This is a genomic window from Nocardia carnea (assembly GCF_029869215.1).
Classification (GTDB): domain Bacteria; phylum Actinomycetota; class Actinomycetes; order Mycobacteriales; family Mycobacteriaceae; genus Nocardia; species Nocardia carnea_B.
Genome location: NZ_JARWPM010000404.1, coordinates 1 through 16,665 on the forward strand (window position 1 = coordinate 1; position 16,665 = coordinate 16,665).

The following is a 16,665-nucleotide window of genomic DNA, read 5'->3' on the forward strand; positions in this document are numbered from 1 at the left end:
CCGGACCGGCGCTGCCGGCTCCGGCCACGTTTTCCTCCCCCGCGTTACCGCAAACCGGCCCGTTTCGTTTCCCGCGGCGGCACGGGCGGGTTCACCCCGCCCGGCTCATTTCACGAGCGACAGATTGACCGGGTACTTGTACTCCTGGCCCTTGTTGGCCGCGAGTCCCGCCATGATCGAGAAGACGAGGCCCGCGATCCAGACGATCGGCAACAGCACCAGCCCGATCAGCACGATCATGAGCAGCGAGCACACGATCACGCTGATGAACAGCAGGATCTGGAAGTTCAGCGCGCTCACCGCATGCCGGCGCACGAACTCGTCCCGGTCCTTGTACATCGCCCAGACGATGAGCGGGGCGATGAAACCGAGCAGGATCCCGCCGAGATGCGCCAGCATGGCCCAGGTCTTGGCGTCGGAGGGCGATACCGCGGCACCGTAGGGCTGCGGGGTGCCGTACGGCTGCTGCTGGGGATCTCCATAAGGCTGCTGCGGAGCGCCGTACGGCTGCTGCGGGGCACCGTACTGCGGTTGTGCGCCGAAATCCGGCTGCGACGGATACGGCTGGCCCTTGCTCGGGTCGAAGGGCGGCTGAGGAGCGGTCATCACATTCCAAACTGACTGGTGGCAAATACGGTTCGACAATAGAGCGAAACGCCGGTTCCATGGGAGTGCCGAAATCCCACACCTAGGTGAATTGTGCGGCAGGTAGGGTGGATGGCAGTATCGGCCCTCCTCCTGGGCCGGTCCCGGTGATGGCCCGGATGCGCCGCGAAGCATCCCATGAATGAATGGTTTTCCCCGGGTGCGGGCCGCCGCACCGATTCCGCCTTACGGGAAGGTTTTTCCCGCCTGCCGATGAGCGCCCCGCGGCAGCGGTCGCGCCCGGACCTGCGGCGACAGCGCCGGCAGCGGGCACACAGTTGCTGGGATCATCTGATCGTCGCGCCGTTGTGGCCCAAGCACGGCGTCAACCTCGGCACCATGCTGCGCACCTGCGACGCCGTCGGCGCCTGCCTGGCGGTGCCGCGGTGGCCGTGGATTCCCGAGGCGCTGGCCCAGGGCAATACGTTGCGCCGCCGGCAATGCGTGCACTGGGTCGACGGGCGGGCCGGCCGCTGGCTGGACAAGCAGCGCCGCGGCGGGGCGGCGGTGATCGGTGTGGAGCTCACCGACGAGTCGATCCGGCTCGCCGATCTACCGGCGGCCCGGCGGCGCACCATCGTGGTCCTCGGGCACGAATCGGACGGCATCCCGCCGGAGGGTCTCGAACACGTCGATCTGACGGTGGAGATCCCGATGGTCGGCACCGGCCACAGCCTGAACGTGGCGGTTGCCGGGAGCCTGGTCCTCTACAAACTCGCCGGGCTCAGCTGACCGTGCCGGGCGGTGCGGTCACCGGTTCCTTCGGTGACCGCACCATCGCCGCCGCGGCGATCAGAACCAGCGACAGCACTGCCGCGACGAGGAACGCGGTGTGTACACCGTCGGCGGTGGCCGCGATCGGTTCGGCGCCCTCGCCGAGCGCCGATTCGGTGCCGCGGGTCATCATCGTGATGAACAGCGCGGTCCCCGCCGCGCCCGCGACCTGCTGCACGGTGCTGACGGTGGCGCTGCCGTGCGAGTACAGCTCCGGCGGCAGCGAACCCAGCGCCGAGGTCATCAACGGGGTCAAACCGCAGCTGATACCGGCACTCACGATCACATGCGCGGTGATCACCAGGGCGATCGAGGAATGCTCGTCGAGGGTCGCCAGGATCCAGCAGCCGGCGCTGAGCGCGAGCGTGCCGGGCAGCACCAGCGGCCGGGCACCCCACCGGTCGAACAGGGCACCGACGAACGGGGCCAGCAAACCCATGACCAGACCACCCGGCAGCAGCACCAGCCCGGTGGTGAGCACGTCCTTGCCGAGCACGTTCTGCAGATAGATCGGCAGCACGATGAGCGCACCGAACAGGCTCAGCATCAGGCTGCCCATCAGGACGACGGCGAGCCGGAAGGGTGCCACCGCGAACGTCCGCAGATCGAGCAGGGCCCGGCCCTTCTCGACCAGCTTCAGCTGGCGCACGACGAAGAGCACCAAGGCCGCCACGCCGACGGCGAGCGATACCCACGGCGGAATCGGTGCGTGCCCGGACGCGGATTCGCCGATACTGCTCAGTCCGTAGACCAGACCGCCGAAACCCAGCGCCGACAACGGAACCGACATGTAGTCGAGGTGCGCCTTTTGCGGCTCGGTCACATTCCGCACGAAAACCCCGCCGAGAACCAGTGCCAGAATCGCGAACGGCAGCACGATCCAGAACATGGCCCGCCAGCTCAGCGACTGCAGGATGAGGCCGGACACGGTGGGCCCGACGGCCGGAGCCACCGAGATCACAATCGATACCAGCCCCATCGTCCGGCCGCGCGACTGCTCGGGCACCAGGTTCAGGATGGTCGTCATCAGCAGCGGAATCATCAGCGCCGTACCCACTGCCTGGACGATCCGGGCCACGATCAAGATTTCGAAACCCGATGCCAGCGCGGCGAGCACTGTGCCCGCGCTGAACAGCGACATCGCGACGATATAGATCGAGCGCAGGGCGAACCGCTGCAGGATGAATCCGCACGCGCCGCCGGAACGCCACCCGTCTCGACATCCGGGAAGCGGCCCTCGGCTTGTTCGAACGCCAAGGTGTCGACAACACCACCAGTGAAGAAATCGCGCGGGCGGCGGGCATCTCCCAGCGGACGTTCTTCCGTTACTTCACGACGAAAGAGGAATGCGTCCTGTTCGACTCCTACGGCTTCGACGATGCCGTGAACGGCTGCCTCGAAACCGCGGATATGCGGTCGCTGACCCTCGCCGATATGGAGGCCGCGATCGGCCGGGCGGTGGAGGTCATCGGCAACGACGAACAATGCGACGCCGCGGTCACCGCCCTGCGGATCCAGAAACTGGTCTCGACCGACGCGGCGCTGAGCCGCGCCGCCCTCGCCCATTACGCCGACCGGACGAAACGTTCGATGGCGCTGATCGAAGGACGCTGCTCGGCAGCCGACCGGACTCGGGTGCGCACGATCGTCCAGGTCGCACAGGTCACGCTACAACTCGCGTTCGAGGAGTGGGTCGAGGCCTGCGCCCCGGATTCCGCCGGCCGCGGCCTGCCGGAGATCTACCGGGCTGTGTGCGCACGGCTCCGCACCCTCTGACCCGGCAACGGGTCCTGCGTCCCTACCGGAGCAAGGTCGCGGCCGCGACTGTCCGATGCGCACAGTCGCACCGGCGCGATCTTGTCCCGGTACCCCCTCGCTCCGCGGCGGCACACGTTGTTAGATGGCGTAAGAACTATTGCCCACAGGAGAGGACATCGAACGCATGGCCGAGAGGATCGCAGTGGTATCCGGCGCCGCCCGGGGAATCGGGGCCGCCATCGCCAAACGGCTGGCCTCCGACGGGATGAAGGTCGGCGTACTCGACCTCGACGAAGCCGCGTGCGCCGACACCGTCTCGGCGATCACCGGCGCCGGCGGTCAGGCGATCGCGCTCGGCGCGGATGTCAGCAAGGAAGATTCGGTGAACGCCGCCGTCGAGCGGCTGGCCGGGGAACTCGGCGAGCCCACCGTGGTGGTCAACAACGCCGGTGTCCTGCGCGACAACCTGCTGTTCAAGATGAGCGTCGACGACTGGGACACGGTACTGGGCGTACACCTGCGCGGCGCGTTCCTGCTCACCCGCGCGGCCCAGAAGTACATGGTCGAGCAGAAGTGGGGCCGTATCGTGAACATGTCCAGCACCTCGGCGCTGGGCAACCGCGGCCAGGTGAACTATTCCGCCGCCAAGGCCGGGATGCAGGGCTTCACCAAGACCCTGGCCTTCGAACTCGGCAAATACGGCGTCACCGCCAACGCGATCGCTCCCGGTTTCATCGTCACCGATATGACCGCGGCCACCGCCTCCCGCGTGGGCGTCGATTTCGAGGATTTCCAGAAGGCCGCCGCCGCGCAGATCCCGGTGAACCGGGTCGGGCAGCCGGAGGATATCGCGCACACCGCGTCGTTCCTGGTCAGTGAGGGTGCGGGATTCGTCTCGGGTCAGGTCATCTATGTTGCGGGCGGCCCCCGCGACTGACTGCCGCGCCGACCCGGACGTCTACGTCACACGCGGCCCCGCGACCCGGGTACCGCTCCGGGCGAGCCGCCCAGGTCGCACGCGGCCCGGCGACCGGGTACCGCGCCTGGCCGGTGGTGTACGCCGCGCGACCGCCGGGACTATCTGCCGTGGGACGGGACCAGTTCGTTCGAGTAGCCGGGCCGGTCGGCCGGCGCAGCGAGCCAGGGGATTCTGTGGTCGCCCGGCCGGCGTCGGCCTACCGGGCGCGGACGATCCTCCGGCTGTACAGGGCTCGAGGCCACGGCCCGGACCGGCATCCATTCAGCGGGCGGCTGTCGATGCGGGCGCCGGCCGGTCGACGCAGCGGCCGGCAGTAGCCGAAACCGGTTCACGGGTCCGGCCGGCCGATCGGCACGGGGGCCGGTCCGACGGGCTGACCGGGTACGGGAACGCGTCGTGCACGCCACGAACCGAGGAGCCCGCGTCCGCCGACCACGAGCCGGCGGGCGAGCGGCACGTGGGCGCGGTGGGCGAAGACGGCGAAACCGCTGTCTTCGATGCGGTCGAGGATCTCCGAGTAGAGGGTCAGCGCGGTGGCTACGCAAGCCCGCGAGCGCGGATGCAGCAGCGTGATCCCCGCTCGGGCGTAGGCGTAGCGCTCACGGGTGAGGGCATGCTGGTGGGCGAGAGCGCGGCGCACGCGGGCGTCGGTGTGGCGATGGGCCCGGCACCAGAGCAGTACGTCGCGGTCGACGCCGAACGCCGCGAGTTCGTCGGCCGGGAGGTAGATCCGGCCGCGGGACAGGTCTTCGCCGATATCGCGCAGGAAATTGGTGAGCTGGAAGGCGTAGCCGAGTGCGGCGGCGTACGGCGCGGCTTCTTCGCGGGGTCCGACGGCGCCGAGCACGGGCAGGACCTGTAGCCCGATCACCTCGGCCGAGCCGTGGACGTACCGGTCGAGCGCGGCGCGGTCGGGATAGTCGGTCACCGTCAGATCCATCCGCATGGAAGCGAAGAACGCCTCGAACAATTCGCCGGGGAGCCGATACGTGTGCACGGTGTGCAGCACCGCGGCCAGCACCGGGTCCGCGGCGGTATCCCGGGTGCGGAACTGCTGTTCGAGGGTGCCGAGGCGGGCGGCACGGTCGGCGGGACTCGCGGCCGGATCGAGGGTGTCGAGAATATCGTCGGCGCGGCGGGCGAATCCGTAGAGGGCGTGGATCGCGGGGCGCTGGTCCGGGGCCAGTAGCCGGGTGGCCGAGAAGAAGGTCCGGCCGTGGCGGGCGTTGAGTGTGCGGCACGCGGTGTAGGACCGGCGCAGTGCCGGGTCGTGGATTTTCGCGGCGTCGAGTTCGGTGTGGGTCATGATGCCGGTCTCCGGTCCGTGCGCGAGACGAATTGCCCGGTCGACGACGCGGGTAGGGCGCCGGTGATGCGGTCGGCGGCCAGCCGTCCCGAGATCAGCACCGGTGGGATGCCGACACCGGGCACGGTGGAGCCGCCGGCGAGGACGACATTGTCCAGTCCGCGGATCATATTGGCAGGTCGCAGCGGCCCCGTCTGAGCGAGGGTGTGCGCCAGCGCGAACGGGCTACCGGCGAGCATGCCCTGCCGCGCCCAGTCGGCCGGGGTGAGTACGTGCAGAATGTCCACGCCGGTCAAGGCCACGGGCAGGCGGCGGTTCACCGTGGCGAGCAGTTCCTCGGTGTAGGCGGCCGCGCAGCGGTCCCAGTCGATCGGCGCCCGTGCCAGATTCGGTACGGGCGCGAGCACCGACACCAGATCACGGCCGGGTGGAGCGAGCGTGCTGTCCGTGGCGGTGGGACGAGTGACCAGCAGGGATGGGTCACGCATGGGCCGGCCGTGGGTGAGGATATCGTCGAACGCCTCGTTCCAGGCGCGCCCGAACAGGAGCGTGTGGTGGGCGAGCTGCGGGCTGGGGTCACAACGCAGCTGGACGACCACCGCCGAGGGCGCGGCGACCGGCCGCCGAGGGCGCCGCGACCGGTGCCCGACAAGGGCGTAGGTGTGCTGGAGTTCGGTGGTCGATACCAGGGCGTCGCAGGCGACGCGGCCGCCGTCCGCGGTCGTAACCGACCGGATTCGCGAACCCGAGCGCTGCGCCGACACCACCGTCGCGCCGTATTCGATGCGGACCCCTGCCTCGACGGCCACCGCGGCCAGCGCGTCGGGCAGCGCCCGCATCCCGCCGAGCGGGAAGAACACGCCTCGGATCGTGTCCATATAGGCGATCACGGCATAGGCCGCCGCTGCTCGCTGCGGTGCGACCCCGGCGTAGAGGGATTGGAAGGTGAACAGCCTGCGCACATCCGGGTCGCGGAGGTGATCGGCGACTGCACGGTCCCAGCGCCGCAGACCACCTGCCATGATCAGCCGCACGGCAGCGGAGTTCAGCAGCGCCGCCGGGGAATCGAAGCCGGTGGCGATGAACCGCTCGAACTCCGCGTCGTACAGCCGGGTCAGCCAGCGGCGCAGCTCCAGGTAACCGGCCGCCTCCCGCTCCCCCGCGAAATCGGCTATCGCGGCGCGCATCCGTTCGGCGCCGGTGTGCACCTCGAGTTCGCGGCCGTCGGCGAAACGCGCCCGATAGGCCGGGTCCACCGGCACCAGCCGCAGATGATCGTCGGTATTCGCGCCGACGGCCGCGAACACCTCGTCGACCAGGTCCGGCATGGTCAGCACCGTCGGCCCCAGATCGAGGCGGCAGCCGCCGATATCGGCGCGGCCGGCCCGCCCGCCGGGGACCTCCGCGCGCTCGAGCACCGTGACCGCTACTCCACGACCAGCCAGATGAATGGCGGCCGACAACCCGGCCAGCCCCGCGCCGATCACCACCACGTGCCCGGCGCGCCCCGTGATGCGTCGCATCGTCTGTACCCTCCTCACAGCCGGCGAGTCGTGCAGCGGGTGGCCAAGGCGTCCAGCAGCGCGCGCCGGCGCACCGGTATGTTCGCGCCGGACAGCACCTGCCGCGACGCCTCGACACGTTCGCCGATCATCGCCTCGATCCGCGCCGGAGCGCCGGTAGCGGTGATGAGCACACGCACCCGCCCGACCGCGGCCTCGTCCAGTGCGGGGGCTTCCAGCAGGGAATACAGTTCCTCCCGCGCACCCGGGCGGGCCATCTCCACCGCGGCCACGATCAGCGTGCTGGCCTTGCGTTCAGCGATATCCGAATCACCTGGTTTGCCGGTGATTGCGCAGCGACCGTAGACACCCAGCACATCGTCGCGCAGCTGGAACGCCTCACCGATCAGGCGGCCGTACTCCCCCAGTGCCGCACCGGCCAGCTCACCGCAGCCGGCCATGGCCGCACCCATCACCAGCGGCCATTTCACGGTGTAGTCGCCGGATTTCGCCCGTGCGATCGCGAGTACGGATTCCAGCGAGGGCCGGGTTCTGATGTCGTTGCCCAGATCGGCGAACTGGCCGAGCGCCAGCTCGGTCCGCATCCGGTCGTAATGCGGCCACACCCGCGCCAGCGCCGCCGCGGGGACACCGCTGTCGCGCATCATCTGCTCCGACCACACCAGGCACATATCCCCCAGCAGCGTGGCGGCCGCCTCCCCGAAACGGACTGCGCTGCCCGGCAATCCGCGGTCGCGATACTGATCGGCGAAGCGCAGGTGCGCGGCCGGCTCACCACGGCGCGCGGCCGACCGGTCCATCACATCGTCCTGCAGCAGCGCGAATGCGTGCAGCAGTTCCATCGCCGCACAGGCACGCAGGGCGGCGGCATGCTCACCGGCGCCGCACAACCATCCGGCGTACATGAACGCCGACCGCACACATTTCCCGCGACCCGCGTACTGCCACAACACCGGTTCCAGTGCGATCCCCGCCACCGGCTCGACGCGGCGGTCCCGGAGAAACCCGGCGAGCTCGGCCAGCACGCGCGTGCGGATTCGGTCGTGCCAGTCCGGCACCTGCTCGGCATCGGACACCCTCGGTCTCGTGGGGCATGTACGGGCCGACTGCACGATCTCTGCGTCCATCAAGGTTCCTCGGCGGTTCTCCGGCGGCGAATGACATCACCACCATAACGCGCTTTCGATGCAAAAGCGATGCGGCATTCAGAATCGACGAATCCCGATCAGCGCATGGACCCACACCCCTGCCGGGTCTGGAAATCACCAGCGAGGCCCGGACCACCCGCACCCATCGGCGCCGAGGTCCCGTTCACGATCACCGACGCGCCCGGCCCGGCAATTGCTATGGACAGCCCCCCGGCCGCACACCGATAGTGGTCGCTTCGGCACCTGGTCCCCACCGCCATCGCCGCGGGCCTCGGACCGATGCCGACGCCGCGACCGCGAGGCCGGGCTATCGGTCCGGCCACCTCCGTCTACGACCCCTTCACACTGCTCCACTAGTGATGCAACTTCGATGCATAGCGAGAATCCGGCCGGAGCCGCCAACCGCCGGCGACAGCGACGGGTGATCCGGGTAACACGTCCGTGGACGGGTGACGATGACGCAAAGGAAAGGTTTGCACACACACCGGGAGGACCTTCATGCGCGCACTCGGCACCACCCTGACCGCGGCCTCACTCCTCTGCGTACCGGCCATCGCCTTCGCGGCCCCCGCCTCGGCCGGCCCCGAGCTGGAACAACCCCTCAATACGATGGTCACCGAAGGCAGCGGCCTCTGCTACGGCAATATCCGCGGCAACGTCGATGTGCCCACCGCCCGCATCACGCTCACCTTCGCCTTCTACAACATCGACCCGACGTTCATCGCCGACCAGCCCTACGACCCGGACAGCCCCTGCCGTACCACCGCATACGTCAACTGGGAAAACCTGGACACGGGAGCCACCGGCGAAGTCCCGATCGAATTCGCCGGTGCGGCCGGCTCGATCATCGATCCCGACCAACACCTGCCCTGGTACAACAGCGCCCAACTCCCCAAGGAACCCGGCAACTACAAGGCGACCGTCACCACGAAAGAACTGCGCCTGCCCGAGTCGGTCGCCGTCGAATACACGCTCCCCGCGAACTAGCGCCCCCATCCCGACTGCGGGCTCGCCGAACCCAGGCTTCCCGCTTCCATAAGGCACGGACAGCGCGTGGCGTGATTGTGTCGCAGCGGCGTGTCCGACGACTTCGGGCGTCGGCGCGTCGCCAGGTGGCCGATAGGTTGCCGAATATGGTTGTGAAACAGGACAATCCGCATGATTCGCTGTTCCGGCAGATCATGTCGGATCCTGTCGCGGCCGCCGCCGAATTGCGTGCCGTACTGCCGGAATGGCTGGTGGCGTTGATCGACTGGGACCATATGGAACTCGCGTCCGGAGCCTATACCTTGCCGGACCTCCGCAACCGCGACAGCGATGTGCTGTTCAAAACCACGCCGGCCGGATGCTGATCCTGCACCGGCTGGCATTCCGAAACGAACATCTGGACCGGGATCTGCAACCGCACATCGAGGTGCTGCGGGCGGTAGAGGAATCCCCGAGCGGGGCCGATGACCTGTATGGCCTGTTCAGCTACATTAGTAAAGTGTCGGAGACCAGCGCACAGGATCTGGAGCGCGTGGTCGATCGGCTCGGTCCGCTGGCGAAGGAGGTCGCGATGACCACAGCAGAACAACTCCGCGCCGAAGGTCAGTCCCGAGGGCAAATCAGGACGCTGCTCCGTCTGCTCGCCCTGAAGTTCGGCACCCTGCCCGACTGGGTCGCCGAACGAGTGGAGGCCGGCGACTCGGCCGAACTCGAGCTGTGGACGGAGCGGGTGCTGACCGCGAACAGCCTCGAAGAATTCTTCGGCCGCTGAGCCGTCACGGGCAGACAATCTCGGCTGTGGCCGGGTTGGGCTCGCCCGGGTGCGCCGAGATCGGCTCAGCGGTCTTTTCCGGTGCCGACCGGGACGGGGCGGGGAGGCCGAAGCGGCGCCGGACCGTCGGCTCCGGGTAGCCGGTGAGGAGTGCGCTTGCGGTGCGGAGGACGGGGATCAGCCGGTAGCCGCCCTCCCCGGCCCCATCCGGCGCCGGGCGCGAGCCACGAATTCCCTTGGTATCCGGCAACCCCGCCGACGTGCGGCGACCCCGCCGACGTGACCGGCCTTCCGTAAGCGTCCAGCCGAATGAATTCTCTTGCCGTATAAGGATTCCGACGAGAATATCGGGTGATGAGGATACGGCGGATCGGACCGGACGCCTGGCCGGTCGCGCGCACGGTGCGATTACAGGCGCTGGCCGGCTCACCACCGGGCACCTTCTCCAGCACTCATGCCGAGGCCGCGCAATGGGACGAACAGCAGTGGCGCGAGTGGACGGCCCGGCGGGATCCATTCTTCGTCGCCGAAGGTGATTCGGGGCCGGTGGGTTCGGCCGGGGTCGTCGTTTCCGGCAGTGTGCCCGAGTTGGTGTCGATGTGGACGGCGCCCAGCGCCCGGGGGACTGGGATTTCCGACCGGTTGGTGCGGTCCGTGGTGGCGTGGGCGAGCGGTGCCGGATACGGCGAGCTGCGCTTGTGGGTGGTCGAGGGTAATCGGACCGCCGAGCGGCTGTATCTGCGCAACGGGTTCGTCCGGACCGGCACGGTGCAGCCGTGCGGGGACGACGATCCGCGGCCGGAACACGAGATGGCGGTAGCGCTGCTACGCGCAGGCTCAGGCCGGCAATAAGCCGCCCATCATTGCGCAGATACGGATATATACTGCGGATCATGACGCATCTGCGGATACGGGAAGCCGCCGGGTTGCTCGGGGTCAGTGATGACACCGTGCGCCGGTGGATCGATCAGGGCCGGCTCGAGTCCGTACAGCTGGAGAACGGGCGCAAGGGGGTGCGCGGGCGGGATCTGGCCGAATTCGCGCGGGAGATCGCCGACGCGCCGGAGCCCGGTATCACCGTGGCAGCCTCGGCGCGTAACCGGATGCGTGGCATTGTTACCCGGGTGGTCAAGGACACCGTGATGGCGCAGGTGGAGCTGCAGGCCGGGCCGTTCCGGCTGGTCTCGCTGCTGAGCCGGGAATCGGTGGACGAACTCGGGCTCGAAGTGGGCAGTGTGGCGGTGGCGTCGGTCAAGTCGACGCATGTGGTGGTCGAGATACCGGAGAGCTGACTGATGACAACGGTAGTTGGGCGGGTTCTGCGCGGTGTGGCCGCGGCGGTCGTGCTGGTCACCGTGCTGGCCGGGTGCGGCGCGAATAATTCCGGAGGCGAATCCGGTAGCGGGCCGGCCGGCGAAATCCGCGGCACCCTCACCGTTTTCGCCGCGGCCTCGCTCACCGAGGCGTTCACCACGCTCGGGGAGCAGTTCGAGGAAGCCCATCCCGGTGTGAACGTGGAGTTCAGTTTCGCCGGTAGTTCGACACTGGCCGAACAGATCCGGCAGGGGGCACCAGCCGATGTGTTCGCTTCGGCGGCACTGCGCAATATGGAGCAGGTGGTCTCGGCCGGCGGTATCACCGGCGGGCCGGTCACCTTCGCCCGTAACCGGCTCGAAATCGCGGTACCGAAAGGGAATCCGGGCAGTATCAGCGGGCTCGCCGATTTCGGCCGGCCCGAACCGCGGATCGCGTTGTGTGCCGAGCAGGTGCCGTGCGGAGCGGCGGCGAGCCAGGTTTTCGCCGTGGCCGGGGTGACGCCGCAACCGGATACGCGGGAACCCGATGTGAAAGCGGTGCTGACCAAGGTCACGCTGGGTGAGGTGGATGCCGCGCTGGTGTACCGGACCGACGTGCGGGCCGCGGGCGACGAGGTGACCGGTATCGAATTCCCGGAAGCGGAACAGGCGATCAACGACTATCCGATCGCACCGGTGGCCGCCGCGCCGAACCCGGCCGCGGCGCGGGCGTTCGTCGATTTCGTACTCACTCCGCAGGCTCGATCGGTCCTCGCCACGGCCGGTTTCGACGCACCGTGAGCCGCGGCGCAACCGCGTTGCGCCGCCGCCGGGCGGTCCGTGGCCGACGGCCGGTGATCCTGGTCGCGCCGGCGTTGCTCGGGTTGCTGTTCCTGATCGTCCCGCTGGCGGGGCTGCTGGTCCGCGCGCCCTGGCGGGATCTGCCGGACCGGCTGTTCAGCGCGGAAGTCGGGCAGGCACTGCGGCTTTCGCTGGTATGCGCGAGCCTGGCCACGGTGGTGTGCCTGCTGCTGGGTATTCCGCTCGCCTGGCTGCTGGCCCGTGGTGACCTGCCGGGGCGCGGATTGATCCGCGCGCTGGTGACAGTACCGCTGGTGTTGCCGCCGGTGGTGGGCGGTGTGGCGCTGCTGCTGGTACTCGGCCGGCGCGGACTGGCCGGCCAGTACCTCTACGACTGGTTCGGTTTCTCGCTGCCGTTCACCACGGCCGGTGTCGTGCTGGCGGAAGCATTCGTGGCCATGCCGTTCCTGGTGATCTCCGTGGAGGGTGCGTTGCGCGGGGCGGATCCGCGCTACGAGGAGGCGGCCGCCACGCTGGGCGCCTCCCGCTGGCTCACCTTCCGGCGGGTGACCCTGCCCTCGATCCTGCCGGGCGTGGTGGCGGGGACGGTGCTGTGCTGGGCCCGCGCACTCGGCGAATTCGGCGCCACCATCACCTTCGCCGGTAATTTCCCGGGCCGCACCACGACCATGCCGCTGGCGGTATACCTGGCGCTGGAAACCGATCCGGCCGCCGCCATCGTACTGAGCCTGGTGCTGCTGCTGGTCTCGGTGGTGGTGCTGGCGGCGCTGCGGGAGCGCTGGATACGGGGTGCCTTGTGACGCTCGCGGCGGAACTGCGGGTTACCCGCGGCGATTTCGCACTCGACCTGGACCTCACCCTCTCCCCCGGCGAGGTCGTCGCGCTGCTCGGCCCCAACGGCGCCGGGAAGAGCACCGCCCTACGGTCCCTGGCCGGCCTCACTCCGCTCACCGCCGGCTCGATCCGGCTGAACGATCAGGTCTGGGACTGCCCGCCCGCCGGATTCGTTCCCGCCGAAAAGCGTTCGGTCGGCGTGGTCTTCCAGGACTATCTGCTCTTTGCCCACCTCGACGCGCTGGAGAACGTGGCCTTCGGCCCCCGCGCCCGCGGCATGCGCCGGGCCGAGGCGCGCGCCCGGGCCGCGCAATGGCTGGATCGCGTCGGCCTGGCGGATTACGCCCGGAGCAGGCCGCGGGAGCTATCGGGTGGTCAGGCGCAGCGGGTCGCGCTGGCGCGGGCACTGGCCGTCGAGCCGGCGCTGCTGCTGCTGGACGAACCGCTCGCCGCGCTGGATGCCGCCACCCGGATGCGGGTGCGCGCCGAACTGGCCCACCATCTCGGCGATTATTCCGGGCATACCCTGCTGGTCACCCACGATCCGCTGGACGCCATGGTGCTCGCCGACCGGTTGGTGATCGTGGAGAACGGCGCGGTGGTCCAGCAGGGCGCGCCCGCCGAGGTCGCGCGGCGGCCGCGCTCGGATTATGTAGCGGACCTGGTGGGGCTCAACCTGTTCCGGGGCCGTGCGGCGGGCACCCGGGTACGACTCGAGGGCGGCGGTGAACTCATCGTCGCCGAACCGATCACCGGATCGGTGTATCTGACGTTCGCGCCGTCGGCCGTCGGCCTGCACCTCGAACGTCCCGGCGGCAGCCCGCGCAACGCATGGCCGGTGACCGTCGCGGGTCTGGAGCAACATGCGCATACCGTGCGGGTGCGCCTCGACGGCGCGGTCCCCGCGCTCGCCGATATCACCCCGGCCACCGTCGCCGACCTTCGGATCCGGCCGGGGTCGGCGTTGTGGGCCGCGCTCAAGGCCACCGAGATCCATACCTACCCCGCCTGACGGTCACCCCAGCCCAGCGCCTGCGGAGGCACGAGCCGTGACGGCTGCCCGGCCACACCGGGCGCCGACAGCACACAGGGGGGCGCGGCATGTGTGCAATTCGCACTCGCGAGCACGGGCGGCGGCCACGATCGAGCCGACGACGGCGCCGCGGAACAGGCACCGCCCGGGCGGTACTACTCGGAGGAGCCGAGCCGCTCGAGGATGCGATCGACGATAACCGCGAAGGCCTCCACCTGGTCCTCGGTGAGCGCGTCGAAAACCAGCGTCCGCACGGTCTCGACATGACCGGGCGCGGCCTGTTCGATCGCCGCGCGACCCTGCTCGGTGAGCACGATGAAGGCGCCGCGGGCGTCGTCGGGGCAGTCCTCGCGGCGCACCAGCCCGCGCTTCTGCATCCGGCCCAGATGGTGGGACAGCCGGCTCTTCTCCCATTGCAGGACCTGCCCCAGCTCACCGATGCGGATACGCGGCTCCGGCCGATCGGTGAGCCGGACCAGAACGTCGAAATCGGCCAGCGACAGACCCGAATCGTTCTGCAGTTGCCGGTGCAGGCGGGCCATCAGCTCGGAATGCATCGCCACATAACCACGCCAGGCACGCTGCTCTTTATCGTCGAGCCATCGCGTCTCTGCCATATCCGCAGCATATCGCATTAGTTGACATATCACCAATATGGGTGCAGGCTTTATATGACACATCAACTACTTCTCGAGCGCGGAGGAACGAACACCATGACGAACGTGAAAGAGCTGAGCGGAACCTACGTCCTGGACCCCACCCACACCCGCGTCGGCTTCGTGACCCGGCACGCGATGGTGACCAAGGTGCGCGGATCGTTCAACGAATTCACCGGTAGCGCCTACTTCGACAGCGAGAACCCGGCCAACTCCTCGGGCGAGGTGGCGATCAAGGTCGCCAGCATCGATACCCGCAATGCCGACCGCGACAACCACCTGCGCGGCCTGGACTTCCTGGGCCTCGACGAATACCCCGAGATCACCTTCCGCACGACGGCGATCGCCCCGACCGGTCCCGATACCTTCGACGTCACGGGCGACCTCACCGTCAAGGGCGTCACCCGTTCGATCACGATCCCGTTCACCTTCGAGGGCCAGGCCGACGACCCGTTCGGCAACACCCGGGTCGGTTTCGAGGGTTCGACCACGATCAACCGCAAGGACTTCGGAATCACCTGGAACGCCGCGCTGGAAACCGGCGGTGTGCTGGTCTCCGACAAGGTGGTCCTGGAATTCGAGGTCTCCGCCATCAAACAGGACACCCCGGCCCAGGACTGACCGCAGCGTCCCGGTGGCGCCGGTTCACCGGAGGATCCGGCGCAGTCCCACGTATTCCCATCCCGCGAAGATCGCCACGACCACGGCACCGACCAGCACGAACGCGACCCCGGCGGCGGTGAACGGTAGCAACCCGGATGCCGCCGACCCGGCCATACCCAGTACGGACAGGGTGTTGACGGCAACCACCGCTGCCGCGTGTCGTGCCGAGATCACCGGATGGCCCGCAAGAAGAATCAGAACCAGCCCACCGCCGAGCATGGCCATGCCGAACGGTATCGACAGGGAAGTCGGCAACCCCAGCGGGTCCCGCAGCGGCACAGCGGCGGCCGACATCAGGACGCCGAAAACAGCTGTGCTCCAGCCGTCTACGCGTAGCGCTCGGCGGAGCAGGCCATCGGCGGCGGCGGTGGATGCGGAGGCTGTCACGGTAGTCATATCCTGCCTTCGGTCGGGTGTTCTGCTTGCCTCCGACTGTCCCCCGGAGCGGGTCAGCGACTCAATGACCTCAGAGGTCATGGTGGCGGTGCTCGGTCGCTCGATACGCTCGCGCGGTGGAACCTCGGACAAGCACCGGCCGGTCCCGGATCGGCGGGCTGCTGCGTGAGTGGCGGCAACGACGGCGGCTGAGCCAGCTGGATCTGGCATTGGCGGCCGGCTCCTCGGCGCGGCATCTGTCCTGCGTGGAAACCGGGCGCGCGACCCCGAGCCGCGATATGGTGCTGCGCCTGTGCCACACCCTGGACGTGCCGCTGCGCGAACGGAACACGTTGCTCGTCGCCGCCGGGTACGCGCCCGCCTACCAGGAGAGCAGCCTCGACGACGCGCATCTGGCGTCGGCGCGGGCGGCGCTCGACCATATGCTGGTGGCTCATGAGCCGTACCCGGCGGTCGCGGTGGATCGATGGTGGGATGTCGTCGCGGGTAATACCGCGATGGCGGTGCTCACCGACGGTGTGGCAGCGCACCTGCTGGCCGGGCATCCGAATGTGTACCGGCTGGTCCTGCACCCGGAAGGGCTGGCCGCCCGGCTCGCCAACCCCCGGCAGGTCCGGGATCAGCTACTGGAACGTCTCGCCCGGCAGGCCGGCACCACCGGCGACCCGCGGCTGCGGGACCTCTACGACGAGGTCGCGGACTATCCCGTGCCGGCAACCGGCACAGACGACGTGCACGGCGCGGTGCCCGGCCCTTTCCAGGTGCCGATCCGGGTGGGCACACCGGACGGTGTGCTCTCGCTGTTCGGCACTATGGCCACATTCGGCGCACCCGCCGATGTGACCTTGTCGGAGCTGGCGATCGAACTGTTCTATCCGCTGGACGAGTTCACCACCCGCTACCTGCGGTCGCGCGGCGCCGGCCGCCCGGGCGCGCCGAGGGTGAGCTGACCCGCCGGCCGGGGGGGCGCGCCCCCGCCGGGGGGGGATAGGTCGTTTAGTTGTAGAGCCGGGCCGCAGAGGCGCCCGCGGGGGTGAAAAACGCCCCCGGCGGCCGCGCCCAGGACCGAAGGAA

20 protein-coding genes are annotated in these 16,665 nt (G+C 69.0%); 13 read left to right on the forward strand and 7 right to left on the reverse strand.

Going from position 1 to position 16,665, the window contains the following annotated elements:
- Positions 1 to 105 precede the first annotated feature (105 nt).
- Positions 106 to 606 (reverse strand): DUF4870 domain-containing protein, encoded by a 501-nt coding sequence (locus QH276_RS29375; protein ID WP_280400758.1) that lies wholly within the window; start codon positions 604 to 606, stop codon positions 106 to 108.
- A 252-nt stretch (positions 607 to 858) separates the two neighbouring features.
- Here QH276_RS29375 and QH276_RS29380 point away from each other — a divergent pair, with 252 nt between their 5' ends.
- Positions 859 to 1,377: a TrmH family RNA methyltransferase gene (locus tag QH276_RS29380; RefSeq protein ID WP_280400759.1), complete on the forward strand. Its 519-nt coding sequence runs from the start codon at positions 859 to 861 to the stop codon at positions 1,375 to 1,377.
- On the opposite strand, the gene QH276_RS29385 is transcribed toward QH276_RS29380, so the two are convergent.
- Positions 1,370 to 2,602: a DHA2 family efflux MFS transporter permease subunit gene (locus QH276_RS29385; protein ID WP_348536656.1), complete on the reverse strand. Its 1,233-nt coding sequence runs from the start codon at positions 2,600 to 2,602 to the stop codon at positions 1,370 to 1,372. The genes QH276_RS29380 and QH276_RS29385 overlap by 8 nt on opposite strands.
- Positions 2,603 to 2,640: 38 nt before the next feature.
- On the opposite strand from QH276_RS29385, the gene QH276_RS29390 reads away from it, so the two are divergent.
- Together QH276_RS29390 and fabG are read left to right on the forward strand one after the other, a co-directional pair.
- Positions 2,641 to 3,195: a helix-turn-helix domain-containing protein gene (locus tag QH276_RS29390; RefSeq protein WP_280400777.1), complete on the forward strand. Its 555-nt coding sequence runs from the start codon at positions 2,641 to 2,643 to the stop codon at positions 3,193 to 3,195.
- Positions 3,196 to 3,361: 166 nt separating this feature from the next.
- Entirely contained in the window at positions 3,362 to 4,114 is a 753-nt protein-coding gene (gene fabG / locus QH276_RS29395; protein ID WP_280400760.1) for a 3-oxoacyl-ACP reductase FabG, read from the forward strand.
- 370 nt (positions 4,115 to 4,484) lie between these two features.
- On the opposite strand, the gene QH276_RS29400 is transcribed toward fabG, so the two are convergent.
- The 3 genes from QH276_RS29400 to QH276_RS29410 are packed head-to-tail and all read right to left on the reverse strand — an operon-like array spanning position 4,485 to position 8,112.
- A complete protein-coding gene (locus QH276_RS29400) occupies positions 4,485 to 5,462 on the reverse strand; it encodes a phytoene/squalene synthase family protein (protein ID WP_280400761.1) in 978 nt (325 codons plus the stop codon).
- Entirely contained in the window at positions 5,459 to 6,985 is a 1,527-nt protein-coding gene (crtI, locus tag QH276_RS29405; RefSeq protein ID WP_280400762.1) for a phytoene desaturase family protein, read from the reverse strand. Before crtI ends, QH276_RS29400 begins: the two co-directional genes overlap by 4 nt.
- 14 nt (positions 6,986 to 6,999) lie before the next feature.
- Positions 7,000 to 8,112 carry a polyprenyl synthetase family protein gene (locus QH276_RS29410; protein WP_280406973.1) on the reverse strand — a complete coding sequence of 371 codons (1,113 nt, stop codon included), beginning with the start codon at positions 8,110 to 8,112 and terminating at the stop codon, positions 7,000 to 7,002.
- A gap of 519 nt (positions 8,113 to 8,631) precedes the next feature.
- Between QH276_RS29410 and QH276_RS29415 the strand changes: the two genes are divergently transcribed.
- The 8 genes from QH276_RS29415 to QH276_RS29450 all read left to right on the forward strand — a co-directional run bounded on the left by QH276_RS29415 (position 8,632) and on the right by QH276_RS29450 (position 13,855).
- Positions 8,632 to 9,120, forward strand: coding sequence for a hypothetical protein (locus QH276_RS29415; RefSeq protein ID WP_280400764.1), 489 nt, complete (start codon positions 8,632 to 8,634; stop codon positions 9,118 to 9,120).
- Between the two features lie 146 nt (positions 9,121 to 9,266).
- Positions 9,267 to 9,485: an Rpn family recombination-promoting nuclease/putative transposase gene (locus tag QH276_RS29420; RefSeq protein WP_280400765.1), complete on the forward strand. Its 219-nt coding sequence runs from the start codon at positions 9,267 to 9,269 to the stop codon at positions 9,483 to 9,485.
- Complete coding sequence (locus QH276_RS29425; protein ID WP_280400766.1) at positions 9,479 to 9,892, forward strand: hypothetical protein; 414 nt, start codon at positions 9,479 to 9,481, stop codon at positions 9,890 to 9,892. The genes QH276_RS29420 and QH276_RS29425 overlap by 7 nt, the downstream gene beginning before the upstream one ends.
- Positions 9,893 to 10,246: 354 nt before the next feature.
- Positions 10,247 to 10,744, forward strand: coding sequence for a GNAT family N-acetyltransferase (locus tag QH276_RS29430; protein WP_280400767.1), 498 nt, complete (start codon positions 10,247 to 10,249; stop codon positions 10,742 to 10,744).
- A gap of 41 nt (positions 10,745 to 10,785) precedes the next feature.
- The gene (locus QH276_RS29435; RefSeq protein WP_280400768.1) at positions 10,786 to 11,184 is read left to right on the forward strand and encodes a TOBE domain-containing protein; all 399 of its coding nucleotides are present in this window, start codon (positions 10,786 to 10,788) and stop codon (positions 11,182 to 11,184) included.
- Positions 11,185 to 11,187: 3 nt separating this feature from the next.
- On the forward strand, positions 11,188 to 11,988 hold the full coding sequence (gene modA, locus QH276_RS29440; RefSeq protein WP_280400769.1) for a molybdate ABC transporter substrate-binding protein: 801 nt from the start codon (positions 11,188 to 11,190) through the stop codon (positions 11,986 to 11,988).
- Positions 11,985 to 12,809, forward strand: a complete 825-nt coding sequence (gene modB, locus QH276_RS29445; protein ID WP_280400770.1) for a molybdate ABC transporter permease subunit — start codon at positions 11,985 to 11,987, stop codon at positions 12,807 to 12,809. The genes modA and modB overlap by 4 nt, the downstream gene beginning before the upstream one ends.
- On the forward strand, positions 12,806 to 13,855 hold the full coding sequence (locus QH276_RS29450; RefSeq protein WP_280400771.1) for an ABC transporter ATP-binding protein: 1,050 nt from the start codon (positions 12,806 to 12,808) through the stop codon (positions 13,853 to 13,855). Before modB ends, QH276_RS29450 begins: the two co-directional genes overlap by 4 nt.
- A 176-nt stretch (positions 13,856 to 14,031) precedes the next feature.
- Here QH276_RS29450 and QH276_RS29455 read toward each other — a convergent pair whose 3' ends face one another.
- Positions 14,032 to 14,493: a MarR family winged helix-turn-helix transcriptional regulator gene (locus QH276_RS29455; protein ID WP_280400772.1), complete on the reverse strand. Its 462-nt coding sequence runs from the start codon at positions 14,491 to 14,493 to the stop codon at positions 14,032 to 14,034.
- 96 nt (positions 14,494 to 14,589) lie between these two features.
- Here QH276_RS29455 and QH276_RS29460 point away from each other — a divergent pair, with 96 nt between their 5' ends.
- On the forward strand, positions 14,590 to 15,153 hold the full coding sequence (locus QH276_RS29460; RefSeq protein ID WP_280400773.1) for a YceI family protein: 564 nt from the start codon (positions 14,590 to 14,592) through the stop codon (positions 15,151 to 15,153).
- Positions 15,154 to 15,177: 24 nt separating this feature from the next.
- Here the strand turns inward: QH276_RS29460 and QH276_RS29465 are convergent, their stop codons facing one another.
- Positions 15,178 to 15,591 (reverse strand): hypothetical protein, encoded by a 414-nt coding sequence (locus QH276_RS29465; protein ID WP_280400774.1) that lies wholly within the window; start codon positions 15,589 to 15,591, stop codon positions 15,178 to 15,180.
- 116 nt (positions 15,592 to 15,707) lie between these two features.
- Between QH276_RS29465 and QH276_RS29470 the strand changes: the two genes are divergently transcribed.
- Positions 15,708 to 16,541, forward strand: coding sequence for a helix-turn-helix domain-containing protein (locus QH276_RS29470; protein ID WP_280400775.1), 834 nt, complete (start codon positions 15,708 to 15,710; stop codon positions 16,539 to 16,541).
- Positions 16,542 to 16,665 lie beyond the last annotated feature (124 nt).